Here is a 20,050-nt window from a genome sequence, read left to right on the forward strand (position 1 = left end):
ACAGCCCGGCGGTCTAAGGACCGGGAGACTGCGGAGAGTCCCCCTGCTCGGGAAGGCTCGCCTCCACCTCGTCGAGCATCTGCCCCCACCCAGGAAGCGACTCATCCGCGACCGCTTTCCGCAGTGCTGCCAGCATCGCACGAGTTGAATCGGCCTGCTGCGGATCCACAACCGAAAAGCGCTGCCGCACGGTGTCAACTAATCGCGTTTGCTCTTCAGTCGACTTGGCCAAGTCCGCCGTCTGCCCGGCAATCGAGGTGAGATTCGGCCGAGCCGCCCCGCGCATCGCTGCGTCGAGCCAACGGAGTGCTGCGGGAAAGGCGTCCCCTCCCCGCTGCCTCACAAGGTCAGTAAGTCGAGAAAGGGCCCCTGCCGCCTCATCGAAGTTATGTTGTGCGATCAGCACTTCGGACAGGCGGTCCAGTACCTCTTCGCGTAAACGAAGATCGTTGCCGGACGAGCTCAACTCGGTATCCAGAAATTCCAGGTACTGAATTTCCAATTCGGGCATGTCGCGAAGTTGCCGAGAGGCCTGTACTTGAGCTGCGGGCGGCCGACGCCCCATCAACTCGCGGAATGCCGTCCAGGCCGTGTCCCGAATTAGTTCACTCGGCTCGGCGGCGATGCTCAACCGGGCCAGCACGGCCTCCAGATCGGCATCCTCCCGCCCCAGTATACCCACGGCCTCCAGCGCGGCTCGCCGAACGAGTTGGTCCGGATCGTTGGTAAGCATTCGTAGTCGAGGTAGTTTTGTCGCATCATTCGCCGCCGCCAGTCCGCGGGCGGCACTGCGCAGAACCCCCGGATCGGAAAGTTCAATCGCCTCTCGGAATATCTCGGTAAAGGACGGGTGTCCCAACCCCGCCATCGCCGAGAGCAACGCGGGCCTGAGCGTCCGATCATCAGGGGGCAAAGCCGCGTAGCGTTCCCTGAGGACATTGGCCACCCGCTCCCGTACTTGGGTCTCCTGGATGCGCGGAGCAATCTGCCCTAGCGCCAGCGCCGCTTCCCGCACATTCTCCACCGGACTATTCTGGCCTTCGATTTCCCGCAGAATTTCGTCTACCGCCCCTCGGGACTCCAATTGCCCGACCGCCTTAAAGACGGCCTGCCGAACGGACGGATCACGCTCCCTTGTCAGCAAAGCAAGAACCGCTTCCTCTACGCCGGGATCCTTAAGTGTTTGGACAATCTGGAGGACTTCGCGGCGAATGGCCGGAGAATCACTTTGCAGAAGGCGAAGCAGGGCCGCCAGGAGCTCCCCCTGAGGCCTCCGGCCCTCGTCGGCGATCTGTGAGCGAATCGTCGATAAGGCCGTCCTCCTCACTTCTTCCAAGGGGTCTTCAAGCCAGGCGATCAGGCGCGCTTCTCGCTGATCGGGCGAGATCGATCGAAAAAGGTCCCGTTGAAATTCCCGCAGGCGTGCATTGGCAGCCTCAAGCTGGCGCTGTGTCTCCTGGCGGACGGTCTGGAGCTCCCGTTTTGTCCGGCGAAGGCGATCACGGTAGACCAGGGTCTGGTCTTCCAGCCAGTCCTCATCGCTCATTCGCGATTTTTCCCGCCACCATTCACGCCAGCGGTCAAGGTCCTTGCCGAAGGATTCACGCGTCGTGGGCTCCAGCGCAGCCAGAACGCGATCGACCATCTCCGTTGAGCCCTGATCGAGAAGCGACATCAGAATTCCCACAACGACGCGATCATCCACGCGGGCACTGAGCGCGTCGACGGCGGCAAGTCGGGCCGCCGGGAGTGCCTCCGGATCGGAAGCGATTTCGCCCAGCTTCTCCACCACGGACGGTGACGGGAAATCGGCAAGCGCCTGCGAAGCGGCGGACCGAAGGGACGGATTCTCAGACTTGAGCAATCCGAGCAGCGGATCAACCAGCGAATCATGAAGCTGCCCTGCGGCGACGCGTGTCCGACTCGCAATGGCCTCACAAACCGCAATGACCGGCGCCGGATCGTTCCTCAACTGGAGAAGCTCCGCGATCAGCGCCGTGGACTCCGGAGTGTCAAAACCGAAGAGCGTATCGACCCACCGGCGACGCTCCTCGGGGCGAGCTTGTGGGTCGGTGATACCCGCGCGGCAGTTGGCCAGTTGCTGAAGGTGAAGTGCGTCTTTGTCCGGGGATTCCCCGGCGATCTCGATGGGCTGAGCCGCATCCCGTGCCGGGGGGGATTGCGCCTGGACGGGAAGCACGGCTGCGAAAATGAGCAGAAATAGGGTTCCCAGCGAACGCGGGAAGCACAATCGCAAGTGGCGGAACCCACTATCGGACGCGGTACGGTACGTCGGCATTTCCCTCAGCATAATCCCCTGAATGACTTCGTCCACGCCGGGAGTACCGTACAAAGGGGGCCCCGATGGCTCTTATACCCCGTTGACCCGTTGTCGGTTCGCCAACAAGCTCCTAAAGTACATCATCGGAATCACCGCTCGGTCGGATTCAGCCGGCTTTGGTCACCGGAACCGGGACTAGAGCGCACATGGTCGGCGGTAATGATGCCCATGAATGCGCAGTCGAATGCAAGATCGGGCGAATCCAAGTCATCACGTAATCTCCGCGTCCGCATCCAGGCTGTGCTGGATCGTCTCCGCCCCATGATTCACAACGACGGCGGGGACGTCGAGTTTGTCGATGTCGACGACAAGGGCGTTGTCAGTGTCCGCCTCCGCGGCGCCTGTGTTGGATGTCCTTCCAGCAGCCTTACCCTTGCGTTGGGAATCGAGCGCAACCTCCGTGATGAAATTCCCGAAGTCTCCCGGGTCATTTGCGTCGAAGAAGGGCCTGCCTGACCCATTCCGGATTCAGTACGACTTAGCGCCCCAGTCCGATGCGCCCCTCGAGCTCCTCGACGCGCCTGCGCAGATCGCGGAGTTCCTTGAGCAGTTCAGGCACTTTCCCCATCGACGCCTGGGCACGGAGATACCGCTGGTTGGGCCGCGCCGGCGTCCCGCTATAGATCGCGCCGGGCGGAACGTCGCCCCAAACTGTCGATTTCGCGCCGATCTGCGCGCCGGCCCCGATTCGGACGTGATCGACGACGCCGACTTGGCCGGACATCACGACACCATCCTCGAGCACTACCGAGCCCCCCAACCCGCATTGCGCGATAATGATGCAGTTTCGTCCGACGGTCACGTTGTGGCCGATCTGTACAAGATTATCGATCTTGGTGCCCGCGCCGATCCGCGTGACGCCGCTCTTGGCGCGATCAATCGTCGAGTTGGCCCCAATTTCCACGTCGTCCTCGATGATCACCGTGCCGATATGCGGAATCTTGACGTGTCGGCCGTCGCGAAAAAGATACCCGAAACCATCCGCCCCGATCGTCACATTGGGATGAATGATCACGCAATCTCCGATTGTCACGCGTTCCCGCACGACGACGTTCGGCCATAAGACGGCATTCCGCCCGACAATCGATTCTGCTCCAATATGGACTCCGGCGTGAAGCTGGGTTCCGGGGCCCACGTGGGCACCCGGGCCAATGAAGACGCGTGGACCGATGGCTGCCCCTGCAACCTCCGCATCGGCCGCCACGACGGCCGTCGAGTGAACTCCGACGGGAACTCGCTCGACACGTGGCGCCAGGAGCCGAAGAACCTCACAAAGTGCGAGATCGGGATCTTTCACCCGAATGACCGTTCGCCCCTGGGGAGCTGGAATTGTTCCGGGCAGCAACAATACACCCGCGGAGGAGGCGATCGCCCCATCCAGGTACTCCGGCCCTCCCACCCAGCACAGCGACGTCGGTCCGGCGACCTCCGGTGTGGCAATGCCGTCCACCCGGACGCTGCCTTCGCCAACAAGCTCGCCGGCTACCCGCTTGGCGATTTCGGCGGCGTCAATGGCAGTTTTCTCACGCAACCCGCAGTGCTCCGTTGGACCCAGATGCGATTGGCGGCGGCGACCCGAGAACGTACATTCTTATTTCTCCGGATGGAAACGATGGCCCGCCCTCCGAAGGAAACCATGAGCGAGAAGCCGCATCTCTTCTTTATCGTCGGTTGTACGGGAAGCGGCAAGGGCACGCTCGGGAGAGAAATCGCCCGGCGGACCGGTGGCGAGATCATCTCGCTTGATTCGATGAAGATCTACCGCCGCATGGACGTCGGAACCGCCAAACCCACGCCGGAACAGCGCCGGGAGGTCCCTCATCATCTGATCGACGTGGTCGAGCCCTCACAGGATTTCTCGGTGGCGCAATTTGTCGACCGGGCAAACCAAGCCATAAATGCAATCCAAAACCGCCGCCGCCCGGTTCTCGTCGTGGGAGGTACGCCGTTATACCTCAAAGCGCTGACCGAGGGACTTTTTGAGGGCCCGGGAGCGAATGTCGAGGTGCGCCGTCGGCTGCACGAAATGGCCAGGCGGGAGGGTCCGCAGGCCTTGCACCGGAAGCTGGTCGAGGTCGATTCGGCAGCCGCAGAGCGCATTCACCCCAACGACCTTCGTCGTCTGGTCCGCGCGTTGGAGGTCTTCGAATTGACCGGGACCCCGATCACGCAACTTCAGCAACAGTGGGATCGCGACCAACGTCGATATGACTATACACTTCTGCGACTTCGGAGGGAACTTGCCGACCAGAACCACAGGACCAATATGCGGGTCATGCGGATGATGGAGGCGGGGCTCGTTCAGGAGGTGGAATCGCTCCTGGCCGAGCCCAATCCCCTGAGCCGGTCGGCACGCCAGGCGCTGGGTTATGCGGAGATCATTGAGCACTTCCAAGGCGTGCTGGAACTCGCCGACGCCGTGGAACTCATCAAGATCAACACCCGCCGTTTTGCCAAAGCGCAGCGAACGTGGTTCAATCGCTTCCGTCAGGCGGAGTTGATCGATCTGCCACCGGACGCCGAAGTACATGGGGTGGCGGACGAAATCATGCGACAATGGGGACACCTATGGTCGGCGTGACGGAGATGACCAACTGGGCGGTCGACCTGATCGACGTGCGCAAGCGCTACGGCCGGTCGGTACATGCGCTCCGCGGAGTCAACATCCAAGTGGGCCGCGGGGAGATTTTCGGACTGCTCGGTCCGAACGGCGCCGGCAAGTCCACGCTGGTCAAGATCATGATGTCCGTCGTCCGCCCGACGCACGCCGGAGGCACGATTCTCGGCCGGCCACTCGGTCATCGGGGTAAGCTCGCCCGGATGGGATACATGCCCGAGAACCCGCGCTTCCCGTCCTATCTCGCCGGCGGGCAGGTTCTGAATTACTACGCCGCGCTGGCGAAAGTGCCCAAGGCTCGGCGCCGAGAGAATGCCACTCGCTGGCTGGAGCGCCTGGATATCGCTCGCTGGAGGAACATGCGTACGGACAAGTACTCCAAGGGCATGCTCCAACGCCTCGGTATCGCGCAGGCGCTTATGAATGATCCGGAGATGCTGGTGCTCGATGAACCGACGGACGGCCTCGATCCCGTCGGGCGGCGGGATGTGCGTGAATTGCTCCACGAACTCCGCAACCAGGGCACCACGATTTTCCTGAACTCGCACCTCTTGAGCGAGCTGGAGATGGTCTGTGATCGCGTGGCCATACTCGTGGATGGTCTGGTCGCACGACAGGGTACGCTCACCCAACTGACGGAACACACGGTCGAGTATCAGATCGCGTTTCGTGGCGACGCTGGGAAAGCAGGGGGTGAGATTTCAGAAATCGGCGCTAAGATGGACGCGCAAACCGTGCGCATACCGGGCGCAGATGTTCAGAAAGTGAATCGCACCATTGACCTGCTACGGCGCGAAGGCGTGCTGATCGACTCGGTCAAGCCGCATCGCTTTTCGCTGGAAGACCTCCTCGTGGAGGTCGTACACGACCGCCGCGAGCCCAAGAAGGACGAATCGGCCAAGACGGACTAGCTTATGCAACTCTGGGTACTCATCGTTGACACCTTCCGCGAAGCGCGCGACCGGCGCATCTTCTGGTTGATGCTGCTGATTTCTGTCCTCACTGCCGCGTTGATGGCATCGGTAACATTCTATCCCGACCGAGTCAGTCTGCTTTTCGGGTTGTGGGACATCCGAACGACCGCTTTCTTCACGGATCAAGGTCTCGAGCCGGATCGTGTCGGAGCCGTGGTCGTCGACGGCATCATGGATAATATTCTCGGCGCTTACGGGGTCATTCTCCTGATTATTGCTTCAGCCGGATTCTTCCCGGCGCTGCTGGAGCGCGGCGGCGTCGAGGTGCTGGTTTCCAAACCATTGCCCCGATGGCAGGTTTACCTGGGAAAATACCTCGGCGCGCTGTTTTTTGTTTTTGTCCAAGCCGGCGTGTTCGTTGGATTGACGTTCCTTGTCGCGGGACTTCAATGGAAGGTCTGGCTGCCCGGATACCTGCTGTGCATCCCTCTGGTCGTGGTTCTGTTCAGTTATCTTTATTGCGTCACCGCGCTCGTGGGCGTGCTGACGCGAAGCACCGTCTTGGCCATCGTCTTGACCATTATTAGTTGGATCGGCTTTAGCGGCGTACAGTCACTGGGAGATACATTCGTCATGTATCCGGAATGGCAGCAGCATCGCTCGATGTATCGGGCCGTGCAGATTGCCAGCTGGGTCGTTCCAAAGACCTCTGATTTTACGTATCTCGCCCGGCGGTGGGCTGGATCGGCCAATCCAGTGGAGGTCATGCCCATGCCAACGGGAGAAGGCCAAACTGAGATCGTCCAGCGCGCTCAAGCGGCCGAGAAGGCCCACATGAAGCGCAGTGCCTGGCTATCGGTCGGATCCTCATTGGCATTTGAAGCCGTGATTGTAGCGCTCGGAATGGCCTACTTCTGTCGCCGCGACCTATGACATGGTGCCGCTGATTGTTCCATCGTATCCGGTTCGGCAGGCCTTCCGGCTCATGCGGTTGCGCGAGACTTAGCGAGGCGCATATCGTCGCGACAATTCGAGCGTCACCACCTGTTCGGCGTGGTCGCGGAGAATAGTGAGGTCGACCGCCTCGCCCGGCTTGCGGCGCTGGACCATCTCGCCGAGTTGTTCAATGGAGTTGATTCGTTCGCCATCGAGGGAAAGTAGAATGTCGTCCACGCGCAGTCCGGCCTCGGCCGCGCCCGTATTCGCATAAACCTCGTCGACGACGGCACCGTAGTCCTCCGTCCACCCCAACGAGCGCACTTCCTCACGTCCCGCCGGGTCCGTCGCGTTCCATACGAGCACACCCAGAAACGCCGGACCGCCTGAAATCAGATCCGGGATCATTCCCGCTGCGATCGCCGATGGTATGGCAAAGCCCACTCCCTGGAACCGTCCACCGGGCGAAATAATCGCCGTGTTGATGCCGATGACCTCGCCCCGCAGATTCACCAGCGGCCCGCCGCTGCTACCTGGACTGATCGCGGCGTCGGTCTGGATCAATCTCGCATACCGCTCAGTCTCACCCCGAATGCCGCGGCGATTGAGTGCACTGATGATTCCCTGAGTCACCGTCCGATCCAGTCCGAACGGGCTCCCCACGGCCAGCACTTCCTCTCCGACGGCCACGCGTTCACTGTCGCCCAAAGGAATTTGATGGAGCTTTTCTGAAGGAATCTGAACGACAGCCAAGTCGGTCTCGGTGTCGATCCCCACGACCTGCGCAGCGAGCTTGCGGTCGTCGGCCGTGTGCACGCGCACGCCGCTCGCCCCGTAGACGACGTGGGCATTGGTCAGAACGTATCCGCCGTCGGCATCGATGATGAACCCGCTGCCCCAGCCGCGGTCCCCGTCGAATTCTCTCTCGGACTCCGGCGGCGCCGGGGGACCGACAAGCCCGTCGCGGGACTGGCTGGGCGCCGACGTTGATTCTTTCGCGTGAAGCTCCAGATCCGCTTCCACGCTGACGACCGCCGGAATCACGGTGGCGATCACATTTTCTCGAAGTATTGCATCAGATTCCGTGGGACTGAATTCCTTGAAGCTCTCACGCATCGCCTGAATCCGGCCGCGCTCCATCGAATAGGCCCACCACTCCACGAGACCCAGTCGGACGCTCCCCACCAGCACGACAAAGGTGACCGCCAGTAGCAGCAGGAATTGCTGTAGCAGTGTCGGGGCGCGGCGGACTTCACGGTCAGACATTGGACTTCTGCTCCAACGCGCATAACGGGGGGGCGGTCACGTCTCGAAGCAGCCCGCAATTCATCCTATGCATCATGCGCAGGCCCTCCCGAGAACCATCCGCATCAGGCGGTCGGCCGTCAGGTCGCGAAGCCGCTGCACGATGAGGTCGGCAGCGCGAAACTTCTCCGCACCATGGTGCAGGAGCACCGCCACCGCCAACGCCCCCGCCGCTTTGGCCGCCTCGACGCCCACGGGAGCGTCTTCAATTACGACGCACCGGGAAGGGGAAAGTTCCAGCCGCCTGGCCGAAAGCTCGAATACCTGCGGGTCGGGCTTGCCCCGTTCGACATCGTCCCCGCTGACGACCGCGCGAATCAGATGCTCGGCTCCGAGCGCCTCAACCACAAGCCTGATATTGGCCGGCGGGCCGGATGAACCGATCCCTATTCGCACGCCGCGCTCCTGGAGCTCCCGCAGCAATGCGGATGCGCCATCAACCAGCGGAGGATCTTCTCGAATCAGGTCCCTGTAGATTTCCTCCTTGCGCTCGGCGAGCCGGTCAACGCAGCGCCCATCGTGCTCGTCAAACAAAACAGGGATGATCTCGCGATTGGGCCGTCCGAAGGTGCGCATGAATTGCTCGTGGGAAATGGTCGCGTCGTTTTCCTCGCCTAGCAACCGCCAACTTCGAAGGTGCGCATCGGCTGAATCGATCAAGACACCGTCCATGTCGAATATCACCCCGATGCCGTCCTTATCGACCATCTGTTCTTCCTCTGCCCCCCCCGTCGCTGCTTCGCCCTCAGCGGAAACCTGCCCTGTGGACATTATAGGAAGTCCGACGGAGGATTCGACGTGATTGAGCCGGCCATCGGGAGTGATTGTCGCATAAGGTCCAGCGGCCTATTCTTTGGCAAAGTCACTCAGGCACGGCCTGATCGGCGCGACTCGACCCAAGGAGATCCTTTGCCTCCGGCGAATGAAGACAGCTCCTATGCGGATCTTGCGGCGCAGAACCCTCGACTGGACCGCCCGAAATCGCAAAGTCATCCCGGCATCATGGCGGGGTTGTTCCTCGCGTTCCTGCTGCTTTACGGATTGACGGCCTGCCGTGGTCCGCAGTGGCAGGATTCCGGGCACCACATCGTACGCATTCTGACCGGCACCCTGGACAATCACTTAGGCCTGGCGCTTACGCACCCGTTGCATTACTGGCTGGGACGGCTCGCCTTGCGGATCGACCTGTTTGAACCCGCCCTGGCCATCACGCTGATCAGCTCGCTGTTCGGGGCGATCACAGTGGCCTGCCTTTTCGGATGCGTGTGCACGCTGACCGGCTCAACGCCAGCGGGCCTGTTTGCCGCAGCATCGCTTGGACTGGCCCACACGTTTTGGCGCGAGGCCACCCAGACGGAGATGTTCACGCTTGTCACCGCCTTGCTGACGATCGAGTGCTGGTCGATCGTTTTGTGGTATCGTTCTCGGAGGATCCCGTATCTGTTGGCGGCCGCTCTGGCAAATGGGCTGGGTGTGAGTAACCATCTGCTCGCCCTGTTGACCACCCCGATCGTTCTGGCCGTGGCGCTCGTAGCCTTGTGGAGGCGGCGAATCTCGCCGGGCATCCTGATTGGCGGCATTCTACTCTGGCTGATCGGCGCGGCACCGTATGCGTTGATGGTTGTTGAACAAGGCTTTCGCACCGGTCACTGGGCCGAAACGCTTCAATCCGCCCTTTTCGGGCACCAGTATTCGCGCGAGGTACTGAATCTGATTCCCAGCGCCGGCATGCTCGCGATCGTCGGCGCTTTCACGATGCTCAGCTTCCCGAATCTGCTGCTGCCCCTGAGTTTTCTGGGCATCGCGCGCGGACGCACCGAGATCGGAAGCGCATCATTCGCTGTCCTGCTTGCGGGACTTGGCATCCACGCCCTTTTCGCATTCCGTTACTCGGTTCCTGATCAATATCTTTTCATGATCCCCACGTACCTGTACCTCGCTGTTTTCGGCGGTGTGGGGTTCGCGTGGTTCGAACATGGATCAACGGCGCACGGACGTCGGCGGCTCTATGTTGCCAGCGCGGTCTTATTGGCCTTGACACCGGCAATATATCTACCCGCTCCAGCCGTAGCTCGCCGGTTGGACGTCCTCGACGGACTTGAGCGCCACCGCCCCTACCGCAGCGACTATCGCTATCTCTTCTGGCCTTGGTCGGTGGCGGATACGTCCGCCGAGCGAATGAGCCGCCACGCCGTTACGCTCGCAGGTCCGGGCGGACTGATCATCGTGGGCGACGCCATGAGTGCCTGGGCCATCAGGTACGGCGCAATCGAATATGCCGATGATTCGCCGACCGTGCTCGCCAGCAAGCTCTCCGACCTCGATCCCGATCGCGTCCTCGCAGCCTTACACGAGGGACGTCGTGTTGTCTTCGTGCCGGGCGACACGAAAAAGGTCCCCAAGGCGCCGCCCGTGGGAACGTGGGAGCGCGAAGGAGACCTTTACGTACTGCGGAGTGATCGCTAGCCGACGCGTTCAGTTCAACAGCGATTTTGCCTCAATCACCTTTGGCTCGGGCAGATCGAGCCCCTGAAGTTGCTCCATGATTGCCTTGCGATCACCAACGAGCACGAGCAAGGCATTCTCCAGGGGAACGGCGCTATTTGCCAGCTTGTTCAGATCATCTTCCGAAATCCGCATGACCGCGGCAAGGTCGTCTCCGATTGCCGAAAAAGGCCGACCGTAGCGGAGCATCTCAGCACCCGATCCCAGAATCCCACCAAGTCCCTCGAACGCATCGATAAGCGATCGACGTTGGGAGAGCCTCGCCTTGCGGGCCTCGTCCGCGGTGATGTCACCGTTGCGAATGCCGCGCAGCTCCTTGAGAAACTCCCCGACGGCCGGACCGCTCACGTTGGCGAACACGTCCGAGCCGGCACTGAGATAGCCGACGCTGCGGTCCATGGTGTACCCGCTGCGGGCACCGTAGGTATAGCCGTGCTCTTCGCGCAGGTTCTGGTTGAGCCGGCTGGTGAAGCTTCCGCCCAGAATGGTCCCGAGAAGTTCGAATTTGAGCCGATTGGCATTGCCGTACACGGGGCCGGGCATCACGAAATTGATGACCGTCTGAACCGCCTCGGGACGATCGACGATCACGACTCGGAAGGGCTGTGGGGAAAGCGTCGGATAGGCCGGCTCCTGCGGGGAGGCAGCGCCACTCGGCTCCTTCCAGTCACCGAAGCGTTGCTCAAGCATGTTCTTCAATTCATCCTGGGAAACATCGCCTGCGGCCAAAATCACCGCGGAAGACGGGCGGAAGATACGCTCGTACGCAGCCCTGGCGTCGGCGAGTGAGATGGTCGCTGCCGTCGCGGGCGTTCCTGAAGTCGGCATGCCATAAGGGTGGTCCTCGCCAAAATACTCGCGCATCGCGACAAACCGGGCGATATACCCCGGACGATCCATGGCCTTTCGCAATCCCTCGATGTGCAGCCGATGGACGCGCTCCCACTCCTTGTCATCAAACCGGGGGCGCCGGACCGCGTCCGCGAAAAGGTCGAGCGCAGGTTCGAGATTTCGACGCAGAACCGACATCGACGCGTTGCAGTCCTCCCGCCCTGCCCACGCCGAAAAGGATGCACCGAGTTCGTCCAGGGCCTGCTCAAACGCAACGGCGTCCCTGTCGCCGGCACCCTCGTCGAGCATTCCCGCAGCGAGCACCGTGACACCCGCCTTCGGGGGTGAATCCAGCGACGATCCGCCCTTCGCCATAAGGCGGACGTCCACTAGCGGAAGTGTGGGACGCTCCCATAGATAAACGGGAATGCCGTTGGAAAGCTTGAACTCGACCGGCAAAGGGACATCGAAGTGTTCGCCTTCAGCAACGCTCGGCTGGGTGTCGCGCGGATTCACCTCCGGTGTCTCCAGCTCGGGAACGACGCGCAGGATAAGCCGAGCGTCCGGCGTCAGCACCTTGCGGGCCCACATGATGGCACTGTTGCGAGAAACCGTCCGGTAGCGGTCGAGGTCGACTTTGAAGGAGTCCGGCTCGTCGAAAAAGAACTGATATTTGTTCAGAGCGTCCGCTCGCGCCAGCAGCGACTCCAATCGAGACACGAAACTGAATTCGCGCCGCGATTTCTGCCGCTCCAGCTCCTCCGAGGTCGGTCCCTCACGGAGGAACTCTGCGATTACTTCGTCCGCCGCCGTCTCCACCTGATCGAGCGTCACACCCGGCGCGGCCGTCGCCTGGATGAAAAACAGCGAACCGAGCAGCCCCGACGCCTGGAACGCCGAGACATCGCTGGCCAGCTTGTCCTTGTAGATGAGCCGCTGGTACAGCCGGCTGGAGATGCCGTCCGCGAGGATGTCAGCCACAAGGTCCATCTCGGCATCGCCGGGCTGGAACTCGGCTGGGCTGTGGTAGACCATCATCGTTCGGGGGAATTGGACGTTGTCGGTCAAAGTTCGGGTCATCACGCCGTCGAGCTCGACGGGATCGGCCGACTTGTGCACGACGTCTGATCCGCGCTGCAGCGTGCCGAAGAGCTTCTCGACAAGCGGTTTGACATCGTCTTTGTTGAAATCCCCCGCGACCACCAGAGATGCGTTGCTCGGAACGTAGTATGTCGCGAAGAAGTTCTTCACGTCGTCGACCGTCGCGGCCTCGAGATCTTCGTGAGTGCCGATTACGGGTTCGTGGTACGGATGTTCCTCCGGATACATCATCTCATAGACTGCCAGCCAAGCCTTGGCATAGGGCTGGTTCTCATAGCTCTGCCGTCGCTCATTACGGACCACGTCGCGCTGCTTGTCGAGCTTTTCCTGCGTCATGGCTTTGCCAAGCGATTCCAGCCGGTCAGCATCAAGCCAGAGAAGAACGGGCAGCAACTCAGCCGGCCCGCACGAGTAATAGTTGGTCCGATCCTGGCTCGTGCTGGCGTTGTTCCATCCCCCGTAGCTCTCCATGATCTGGTCGAATCGACCCTCGGGAACGCGCTCCGTGCCCATGAACATCAGATGTTCGAAGAGGTGGGCGAAACCCGACCTCCGGTCGGCCTCGTCCTTCGAGCCGACGTAGTACCATGTGTTGATGCACGCCGTCGGCAGACTGTGATCTTCGTGCAGAATGACGGTCATACCGTTGGGAAGCGTGTAGCGCTCATACTCCACCTGCTGCGCCTTTGACGCGCTTGCCGAAGTCGTCGCGACCAGCCCTACCACCATCAGAGCGTTTAGCCTTTTCATTCCTGTATCCTACCGGGACATGGGTCGTTGCAGTCGTCCGCCCGATCCGGCGCGGCGACTGCTGCAAATCGTTTTCGATAGGGTAACCAGCGGGCGCTGCCGCAACCAGACGGACGCGACAGGAAACGACAGTTGCTATGACCTCGGCCCTTTCGGCGATCCCTTATCCAGCCGCCTGCCCAAACGAGCGAAATACAATTACGGACAAGGCGCCGGGCAGGCTGCGGCCTCACCATCCAGGATGCGGACGAGGCGCAGAAGATCCCGGGCATCAATCCGACCGTCCGCGATGCAAGGCTCGAGATCGGACCGCACAGCCGTCTCGGCTGAAGCCCGTGTGCCTCCGTATACCTCGGTCAATGCTCCGATGTCGGCGGCATCGACGAGACCGTCCCCATTCACATCGGCGCGCCTCGGGGTCGAAATCGACACGCCGTCTGCCGGGAGGGCAAAGTCGGTCTCGACAAACGCCCTCAGCATGTAGGTACGTTGCGGCACAATGCCGTCTCGGATCACGACCGCGCCCCACTCGGACGGAACGCGGAATTCAGGCGATTGGCCAATCGTTCCGTCCGCCTGCACAAATCCATCTGCACAGCCGGTGTCCGGTTCCGCGCTCAACCTCTCGATACCCAGTGCCACGGGCGGGAGCTGTTCCGCGACGAGCACGCGCAGTTGAGTAGGCCCGGCCGCGATCAACAGCGGCGCGGCGCACTCATCCGGCTGGCTGTCTCCGTCCGCATCCGTGCTGTTGCCCGAGGTAAGATCACATTCATCGGGAGTTCGGTTGCGATTGCAGTCGGCGCTGCGTCCCTCCACGATGTCTCTTCCGTCGGGCAGACCGTTATCGTTGCAGTCGCTGAACGCAACCGCCTCATCGGCGCCGATGTCAATGGCGGCGAAGATCTTCCTTGGATCTCCCTGAATGTCCGAAGCCCCCGGATCGACAGCGAAGGCCGGATCCCCCCCGTCGATGCAGGGAGACAACGGCCCCAAGGTTACGTCGCCGTCGATCAGACCGCGTCCGCCCGCACCCGTGTTCTGGAATAGTGGATTCCCGGTCAGGTTGCCCGGGCCCCATTCCAATGCGCTCTCCCCCGTCGTCCGCACCGACTTTGTCCCGCCGGAGATGTCGCTATAGGAAACATGCAAAATGGAATCTTCCAAATACACGACGTCCAGGTCGGGACCCGCATTTCCGTCCGGCACATCCAGCGTCAAGTTATCCCAGAGAATTGAATGCGAGAGCGTCACGATGCTCCGCTCGGCATACAGTGCGCCCGCGGTCCCTGCGCGGTTCCCCACGATGGTGGTGCCACGGATCGTCGGCTTGGAACCCTCAATGTACAACGCCGCACCTGCCGAGAAGGAATTATTGATCAGTGCACAATTTTCGATAACTGCGTCACTCTCCACCAGCAGGATCGCCCCGCCGCGCGTATTGTTCCGAAATGTGCAGCGTCGGTAGACGGGGCGACTCCATACGTTCCAGCTTGTCAGATTGGCTTCGTTTCCCTCAATGAGGCAATCTTCAAAAAGTGGATCCGCCAGAAACAGGTTGATCGCCGCTCCCCAGTGATCCTTCAGGATGCAATTCCTCACGGTCGGGCCGGTGTACCGCTCGACCTGAACGCCGAGAGCGCCGTTGATGATCGTGAAACCGATCAGCCGGGACCGGCGAGTCTCCTTGCCTCGAAAGCGGAATACTGCACCTACGCCGTGTCCATCGATAATGCAGTTCTCCGGCCCATTAACGCTTCGTACCGTGATAACCTTTCCTCGAAAATCGATGTCCCGGAATCCGGCGCCCACATACCATCCATCCGCCACTGCCACGACATCCCCGGGTCCGCTGGCGTCAATAGCCGCCTGCAGCGTCGCATATTCCTGCGGCACAAGCCGTGTAACCTGGCAGTCATCGGGGATAAGATTGTCATCCGCGTCGATACTGGTTCCGGTTCCAATGTCACAGCTATCCGCCACGCCATTGCTGTTACAGTCGGGCTCGCATTCGTCGGGAATCCCGTTACCCAGGCTGTCGCAGTCGCCGCTCGTTCCTGATGCGATGTCACATTCGTCCGGTATACCGTTGTCGTTGCAGTCCAGGCTGACACCCGTCCTGAGATCACAGTCATCGGGCGTACCGTTGCCGTTGCAGTCCGGCTCGCACTCGTCGGGAACGAGGTCGCCGTCGCAGTCCTCGCTCGTCTCGGCCGCTACGTCACATTCATCCGGCAGACCGTTGCCGTTGCAGTCGAAGCTGGTCCCCGCCGCAAAGTCGCATTCATCGGGTACGTCATTACGATTGCAATCCGGGCTGTCTCCTTGCGCGATGTCACAAATATCCCATGTGCCATTTCCATTGCAGTCCGGACCCTGCTGACATCCCTCCAGCGGGACATGAATCGTCAGGCAGGAATAGGTAAGGGGCGCAACCGCCACAGGGAAGGGACAATCGATCAGGAAGCTGCGCTCGAAATAGTCCGGATCGAGACAGAGTTGGAAGTCACCGGAAGCAGTATCGGAAATATCGAGGAGCAGGGTACCTCCGTAGGCAGGTCGGCCGGGATCGCCGGCGCAATCATCTGTCTGCACGAGCACACTGATATACTGGTAGAAGTCCGGCGGGAGCGCCTGGACAATGGTGATCGTTGTCAGATCATAAAAGATGAAGTCCTGCCGGGAACGATCCATGAACGCCCCTGCCTCCGGGGTCGGATCAACCACGGGAAGGAGCTGGCCCGTCGCCCCACTGGCAAAGCCTGTCGTATCCAGATACAGGTTGATGCCTTGAATGATGTCTGGCCACCAGCGCTCGATGTAGAACTCCACGGTGATGCGATCACCGCGATCGGCAGTGATGCTGTCGGCCGGACCGCCCGGCACGGCGCGGCCGTTGATCGCCGCTGCGCGTACGGAAAGCAAAGGGGCGCAATCCAGCGTCGGCACAAGCGATCCTGAGCAGACACCAGCCTCGCAGATGTCGTTTTCCGTGCATTCGTTTCCATCGTCACAGGTCGACGAGTTGTCCGTCCAGTAGCACAACGTGCCCGTGCAGCTCTCATCGGTGCAGGGATTGCCGTCATCACAATCCGCTTCCATGGCGCACGTCTCGCACTCGTCGGGCACACCGGTGGTATTCAGGTCGTTGCTCGAGCCGGTGGCGACGTCGCACTCGTCGGGAATATCATTGCCGTTACAGTCGCGAGCCGCCCCACCGGCCAGGTCGCACTCGTCAGGAATCCCGGTGCCGTTGCAATCGGAACTTGTCCCATCCCCGACATCACATGCGTCGTAACGCCCATTTCCGTTACAGTCATCCTGGCATTCGTCGGGAACGCCGTTCCCGTCGCAATCCAGGCTTTCTCCTGCAGCGATTTCCGCCTCGTCGGCCACACCGTTTTCGTTGCAATCTCCTGCGGCTGCGGCGGCATCAATCACACCGCCGGTGGCAATACGGCCCGACAACCCCCCCACCGACCGAACCGTATCGAGCATTCGAGACTTCACCGCCTCCCAGTCCAGCTCCGGACGGCGACTCATGAGAAGCGCCGCAACGCCTGTCACGAAGGCTGAGGACATCGATGTCCCCGTCGCGAATGCCCATCCCCCTGGATAGGTGCTCAGAATGTCCTGCCCCGGAGCGCCAACATCAACCGACTCCGAGCCGATACACGATACCGCGGACAGTGTATCATCGCTGGCCGTTGCTCCCGCGACCACGATATTGTCCAGATCGAACGAGGCGGGATAAACGGGGTATCGGTCGATGTCGCGCCCCAGGAAGTTGCCCGCGGCTGTCACATAGAGGTGACCGCGCTGCCGGGCTTCCGCGATCACGTCGTATAGTGCCTGCGAATAATCCGTCAGACCGTAGCTGTTGTTGGACAGCGGAATGTCGTTGTCGAGAGCGTACTGAATCCCCGCGACAAGGGCAGACACGAATCCGTTCCCGTCATCACCGAAAACCTTGACGGGAACGATCTGCGCCCGCCAGCAGACGCCGGCGACACCGAGGCCGTCGTTTCCCACGGCCGCGATTGTGCCCGAGACGTGCGTGCCGTGACCGACGTAGTCGGTCGGATCGGGGTCACCTTCATACACGTCGTAGCCGTGCACGTCGTCGACGTAGCCGTTCCCGTCGTCGTCAACGCCGTTGTTCGGAATCTCGCCCGCATTGGTCCAGATGTTGGGGACCAGATCCGGATGGAAAAAGTCGATCCCCGTGTCGATCACTGCCACGCGAAAATCGCTCGCGCCGGTCCAGAGATTCCAGGCTGCCGTGGCGTTGATGTCAGCACCCGCGACGCCGGGCTGATCGAATACGGGATCGCCAGCGTTCAACAAGCCCCACTGGAAACTGAAGTACTCGTCATCGGGAACCTCGCTCAAGAAAACGGCGAAGTCAGGCTCGGCATAGGCCACGCCCGGATCCAACCGGAGTGCCTGCAGGGCTGCGTCCCCCTGAGCGGGATCGACCTCGAAAAGATAAAGTCCGTCTACGACGGGCAGCCTGCGAATGTCGGTATCGATGACGGCGAGCTTCGGCGCTTCCATGCGGGCGCCGCCCCCAGCCAGCGGATTCGGCTTGGTACGGACGAGGATTCGTCCGGGATGGGCCGCAGCGGGGCCCGATGTCAGATTAGGCGAAACAGCCAACCCTTCGCCTTCTCGCAGTCCTACGGCCAACTCCCACGCGGACTGCGGCTGGACGCCCTGTGAAATCTCGCTTTTGGTGTAGTCGATCCGAGGAAACGACTGAGCGAAAGCCGTAGCAGGCAGCGCCGCCCATGTGGTGGCCAGCAAGAAAAGGATCCGGCCTTTCGCCATTGTGAAATTCTCCGGCCTGATCCGGGCGCGGCTGTTCCAGCGCGACATCGGCTTCCACGGAATCCCCCGGCGGGTGTGCCCATTATAGGGCCGGCAGACAGCATGGACCAACGGAATATGGCCATTGTTGGCAGGCCTTTGGGGGGCTTTTGGCCGCTCCTTCTCCCTCCCATGGCACAGGTATTGCATGACGACCTCCATGGGCCGTCGGTATTCCTGACGCCGCAGCGGGCTCGGCTGCGGTGGAGGTTCGGACGGGAAATGCGTTCATCCAATTCAAGCAAGGACGACCAGTTATGGCCGAACTGCTGCTAGGCGACGAAGCGGTCGGTATTGCGGCGCTCGATGCGGGCATCAGCGGGATGTTCTCCTACCCCGGGACACCGGCCACGGAGATATTCGAGTTTGTCGCCCGGAATGGGACACGGGACGGATCCGTCGCCGCCCGATGGTCGGCCAACGAAAAGGTCGCCTTCGAGGAAGCCCTAGGCATGTCGTACATCGGCAAACGCTCGCTGGTGGCGATGAAGCACGTGGGCCTTAACGTCGCGGCCGACCCCTTCATCAACTCGGCACTGACTGGAGCGCACGGGGCTATCGTCTTGGCCGTGGCCGACGATCCCGGCATGCACTCCTCCCAGAACGAGCAGGACAGCCGCTTCTACGGGGACTTCGCCCAGGTGCCCATGTTCGAGCCCACCAACCAACAGGAGGCTTACGACATGACCCGTGAGGCGTTCGAACTTTCCGAAAAGCTCGGACTGCCCGCGGTGATCCGTCTGGTCACGCGCCTGGCGCACAGCCGGTCCAACGTAAAGCGCACGCCTCCATCGCCGCCTCGCCGCGAACTCAACATCGTCAAGGATGCCCGAGACTGGACCCTGCTGCCCGTCAATGCGCGTCGCCGCTTCCGGCGATTGCTGGATATGCAGAAATCGCTCCATGAATTCTCGGCCAACTCCCGTTACAACCAGCTCACGCTCGCCGGTCCCAAGGGCGTCATTGCTTCCGGGATCGCGTACAATTACGTCCGGGAGGTCCTCGCCGGTGACACGAATTTGTCGCTGCTGAAGATCGGCGCCTACCCCATTCCGGTTGGACTCGTACGTCAACTCGTCGACCACTGCGGCGAAATCCTCGTTGTCGAGGACGGCTACCCGTATATCGAAACGCAACTGCGCGGCCTGCTTGGCATTCCGGGCAAGCTGATCCGTGGCAAGCGGTCGGGGCAATTGCCTTTGAGCGGAGAGCTGTCGGCCGACCTCGTTCGCGTAGCGCTCGGCATGCAATCGCTGGCGACGCCGGATGCACAGATCGATCTTCCAGGCCGGCCGCCCGCTCTCTGCAAAGGATGCCCGCACTGCGACACGTTCGCCGCTCTCGTAGATGCACTCGGCGAAATCGCCCAGCCGCTCATGTTCAGCGACATCGGCTGTTATACGCTCGGCGCTCTTCCACCCTATAACGCCGTGCAATCCTGCGTGGATATGGGGGCATCAATCAGCATGGCGCTGGGTGCCGCCAAGGGCGGTGCCCACCCGGTCGTCTGCACCATCGGGGACTCTACGTTCACGCACTCGGGCATGACTCCGCTGCTTGGAGCAGCCCACGAAAACGCCAATATGACGGTCATCATCCTGGACAACGCGACCGTGGGGATGACCGGCCAGCAGGAGACCTTCGCCACCGGGGATGACCTGATCCGGCTGCTCAAGGGGCTGGGTGTTAACGAGAACCACATCGTGCTCTTCGAGCCGATGCGCAAATATCACGACCAGACGGTGCAGATGTTCAAACGGGAGATCGACTACCGCGGGCTGTCGGTCATCGTGGCGCGGCGGGCCTGCATTCAGATTAAGCGACGGGTAGCGCCGAAGCGTGCAGAACCCGAGGCGGAGCCGGTGTCGGCGTAGGCCTGTG

General features: G+C 61.4%; 12 protein-coding genes. 6 read left to right on the forward strand and 6 right to left on the reverse strand.

Features of this window, described 5'->3' with window-relative positions:
- Positions 1-13: 13 nt before the first annotated feature.
- Entirely contained in the window at positions 14-2,335 is a 2,322-nt protein-coding gene (locus tag J5J06_17665) for a HEAT repeat domain-containing protein (GenBank protein ID MCO6438925.1), read from the reverse strand.
- Positions 2,336-2,509: 174 nt separating this feature from the next.
- Between J5J06_17665 and J5J06_17670 the strand changes: the two genes are divergently transcribed.
- Entirely contained in the window at positions 2,510-2,797 is a 288-nt protein-coding gene (locus J5J06_17670) for a NifU family protein (GenBank protein MCO6438926.1), read from the forward strand.
- 22 nt (positions 2,798-2,819) lie between these two features.
- Here J5J06_17670 and lpxD read toward each other — a convergent pair whose 3' ends face one another.
- Entirely contained in the window at positions 2,820-3,872 is a 1,053-nt protein-coding gene (gene lpxD / locus J5J06_17675; protein ID MCO6438927.1) for a UDP-3-O-(3-hydroxymyristoyl)glucosamine N-acyltransferase, read from the reverse strand.
- Positions 3,873-3,977: 105 nt separating this feature from the next.
- Here lpxD and miaA point away from each other — a divergent pair, with 105 nt between their 5' ends.
- From miaA to J5J06_17690, 3 genes are read left to right on the forward strand one after another with little or no spacing between them, the layout of a single operon-like run.
- A complete protein-coding gene (gene miaA / locus J5J06_17680; protein MCO6438928.1) occupies positions 3,978-4,922 on the forward strand; it encodes a tRNA (adenosine(37)-N6)-dimethylallyltransferase MiaA in 945 nt (314 codons plus the stop codon).
- Complete coding sequence (locus J5J06_17685) at positions 4,898-5,869, forward strand: ABC transporter ATP-binding protein (protein MCO6438929.1); 972 nt, start codon at positions 4,898-4,900, stop codon at positions 5,867-5,869. Before miaA ends, J5J06_17685 begins: the two co-directional genes overlap by 25 nt.
- A gap of 3 nt (positions 5,870-5,872) precedes the next feature.
- Complete coding sequence (locus J5J06_17690) at positions 5,873-6,805, forward strand: ABC transporter permease (protein ID MCO6438930.1); 933 nt, start codon at positions 5,873-5,875, stop codon at positions 6,803-6,805.
- A gap of 69 nt (positions 6,806-6,874) precedes the next feature.
- On the opposite strand, the gene J5J06_17695 is transcribed toward J5J06_17690, so the two are convergent.
- Together J5J06_17695 and J5J06_17700 are read right to left on the reverse strand one after the other, a co-directional pair.
- Complete coding sequence (locus tag J5J06_17695) at positions 6,875-8,074, reverse strand: trypsin-like peptidase domain-containing protein (protein ID MCO6438931.1); 1,200 nt, start codon at positions 8,072-8,074, stop codon at positions 6,875-6,877.
- Positions 8,075-8,146: 72 nt separating this feature from the next.
- Positions 8,147-8,821 (reverse strand): HAD family phosphatase, encoded by a 675-nt coding sequence (locus J5J06_17700; GenBank protein MCO6438932.1) that lies wholly within the window; start codon positions 8,819-8,821, stop codon positions 8,147-8,149.
- A 201-nt stretch (positions 8,822-9,022) separates the two neighbouring features.
- On the opposite strand from J5J06_17700, the gene J5J06_17705 reads away from it, so the two are divergent.
- Positions 9,023-10,579 carry a DUF2723 domain-containing protein gene (locus tag J5J06_17705; GenBank protein ID MCO6438933.1) on the forward strand — a complete coding sequence of 519 codons (1,557 nt, stop codon included), beginning with the start codon at positions 9,023-9,025 and terminating at the stop codon, positions 10,577-10,579.
- Between the two features lie 9 nt (positions 10,580-10,588).
- Here the strand turns inward: J5J06_17705 and J5J06_17710 are convergent, their stop codons facing one another.
- Both J5J06_17710 and J5J06_17715 read right to left on the reverse strand, forming a co-directional pair.
- Positions 10,589-13,300, reverse strand: a complete 2,712-nt coding sequence (locus tag J5J06_17710; GenBank protein ID MCO6438934.1) for an insulinase family protein — start codon at positions 13,298-13,300, stop codon at positions 10,589-10,591.
- A 198-nt stretch (positions 13,301-13,498) separates the two neighbouring features.
- A complete protein-coding gene (locus J5J06_17715; GenBank protein MCO6438935.1) occupies positions 13,499-18,130 on the reverse strand; it encodes a S8 family serine peptidase in 4,632 nt (1,543 codons plus the stop codon).
- Positions 18,131-18,426: 296 nt separating this feature from the next.
- On the opposite strand from J5J06_17715, the gene J5J06_17720 reads away from it, so the two are divergent.
- Positions 18,427-20,043 (forward strand): indolepyruvate ferredoxin oxidoreductase, encoded by a 1,617-nt coding sequence (locus tag J5J06_17720; GenBank protein MCO6438936.1) that lies wholly within the window; start codon positions 18,427-18,429, stop codon positions 20,041-20,043.
- Positions 20,044-20,050 lie beyond the last annotated feature (7 nt).

The sequence above is a fragment of the Phycisphaerae bacterium genome, from assembly GCA_024102815.1.
In the GTDB taxonomy this organism is placed as follows: Bacteria; Planctomycetota; Phycisphaerae; order UBA1845; family UBA1845; genus JAGFJJ01.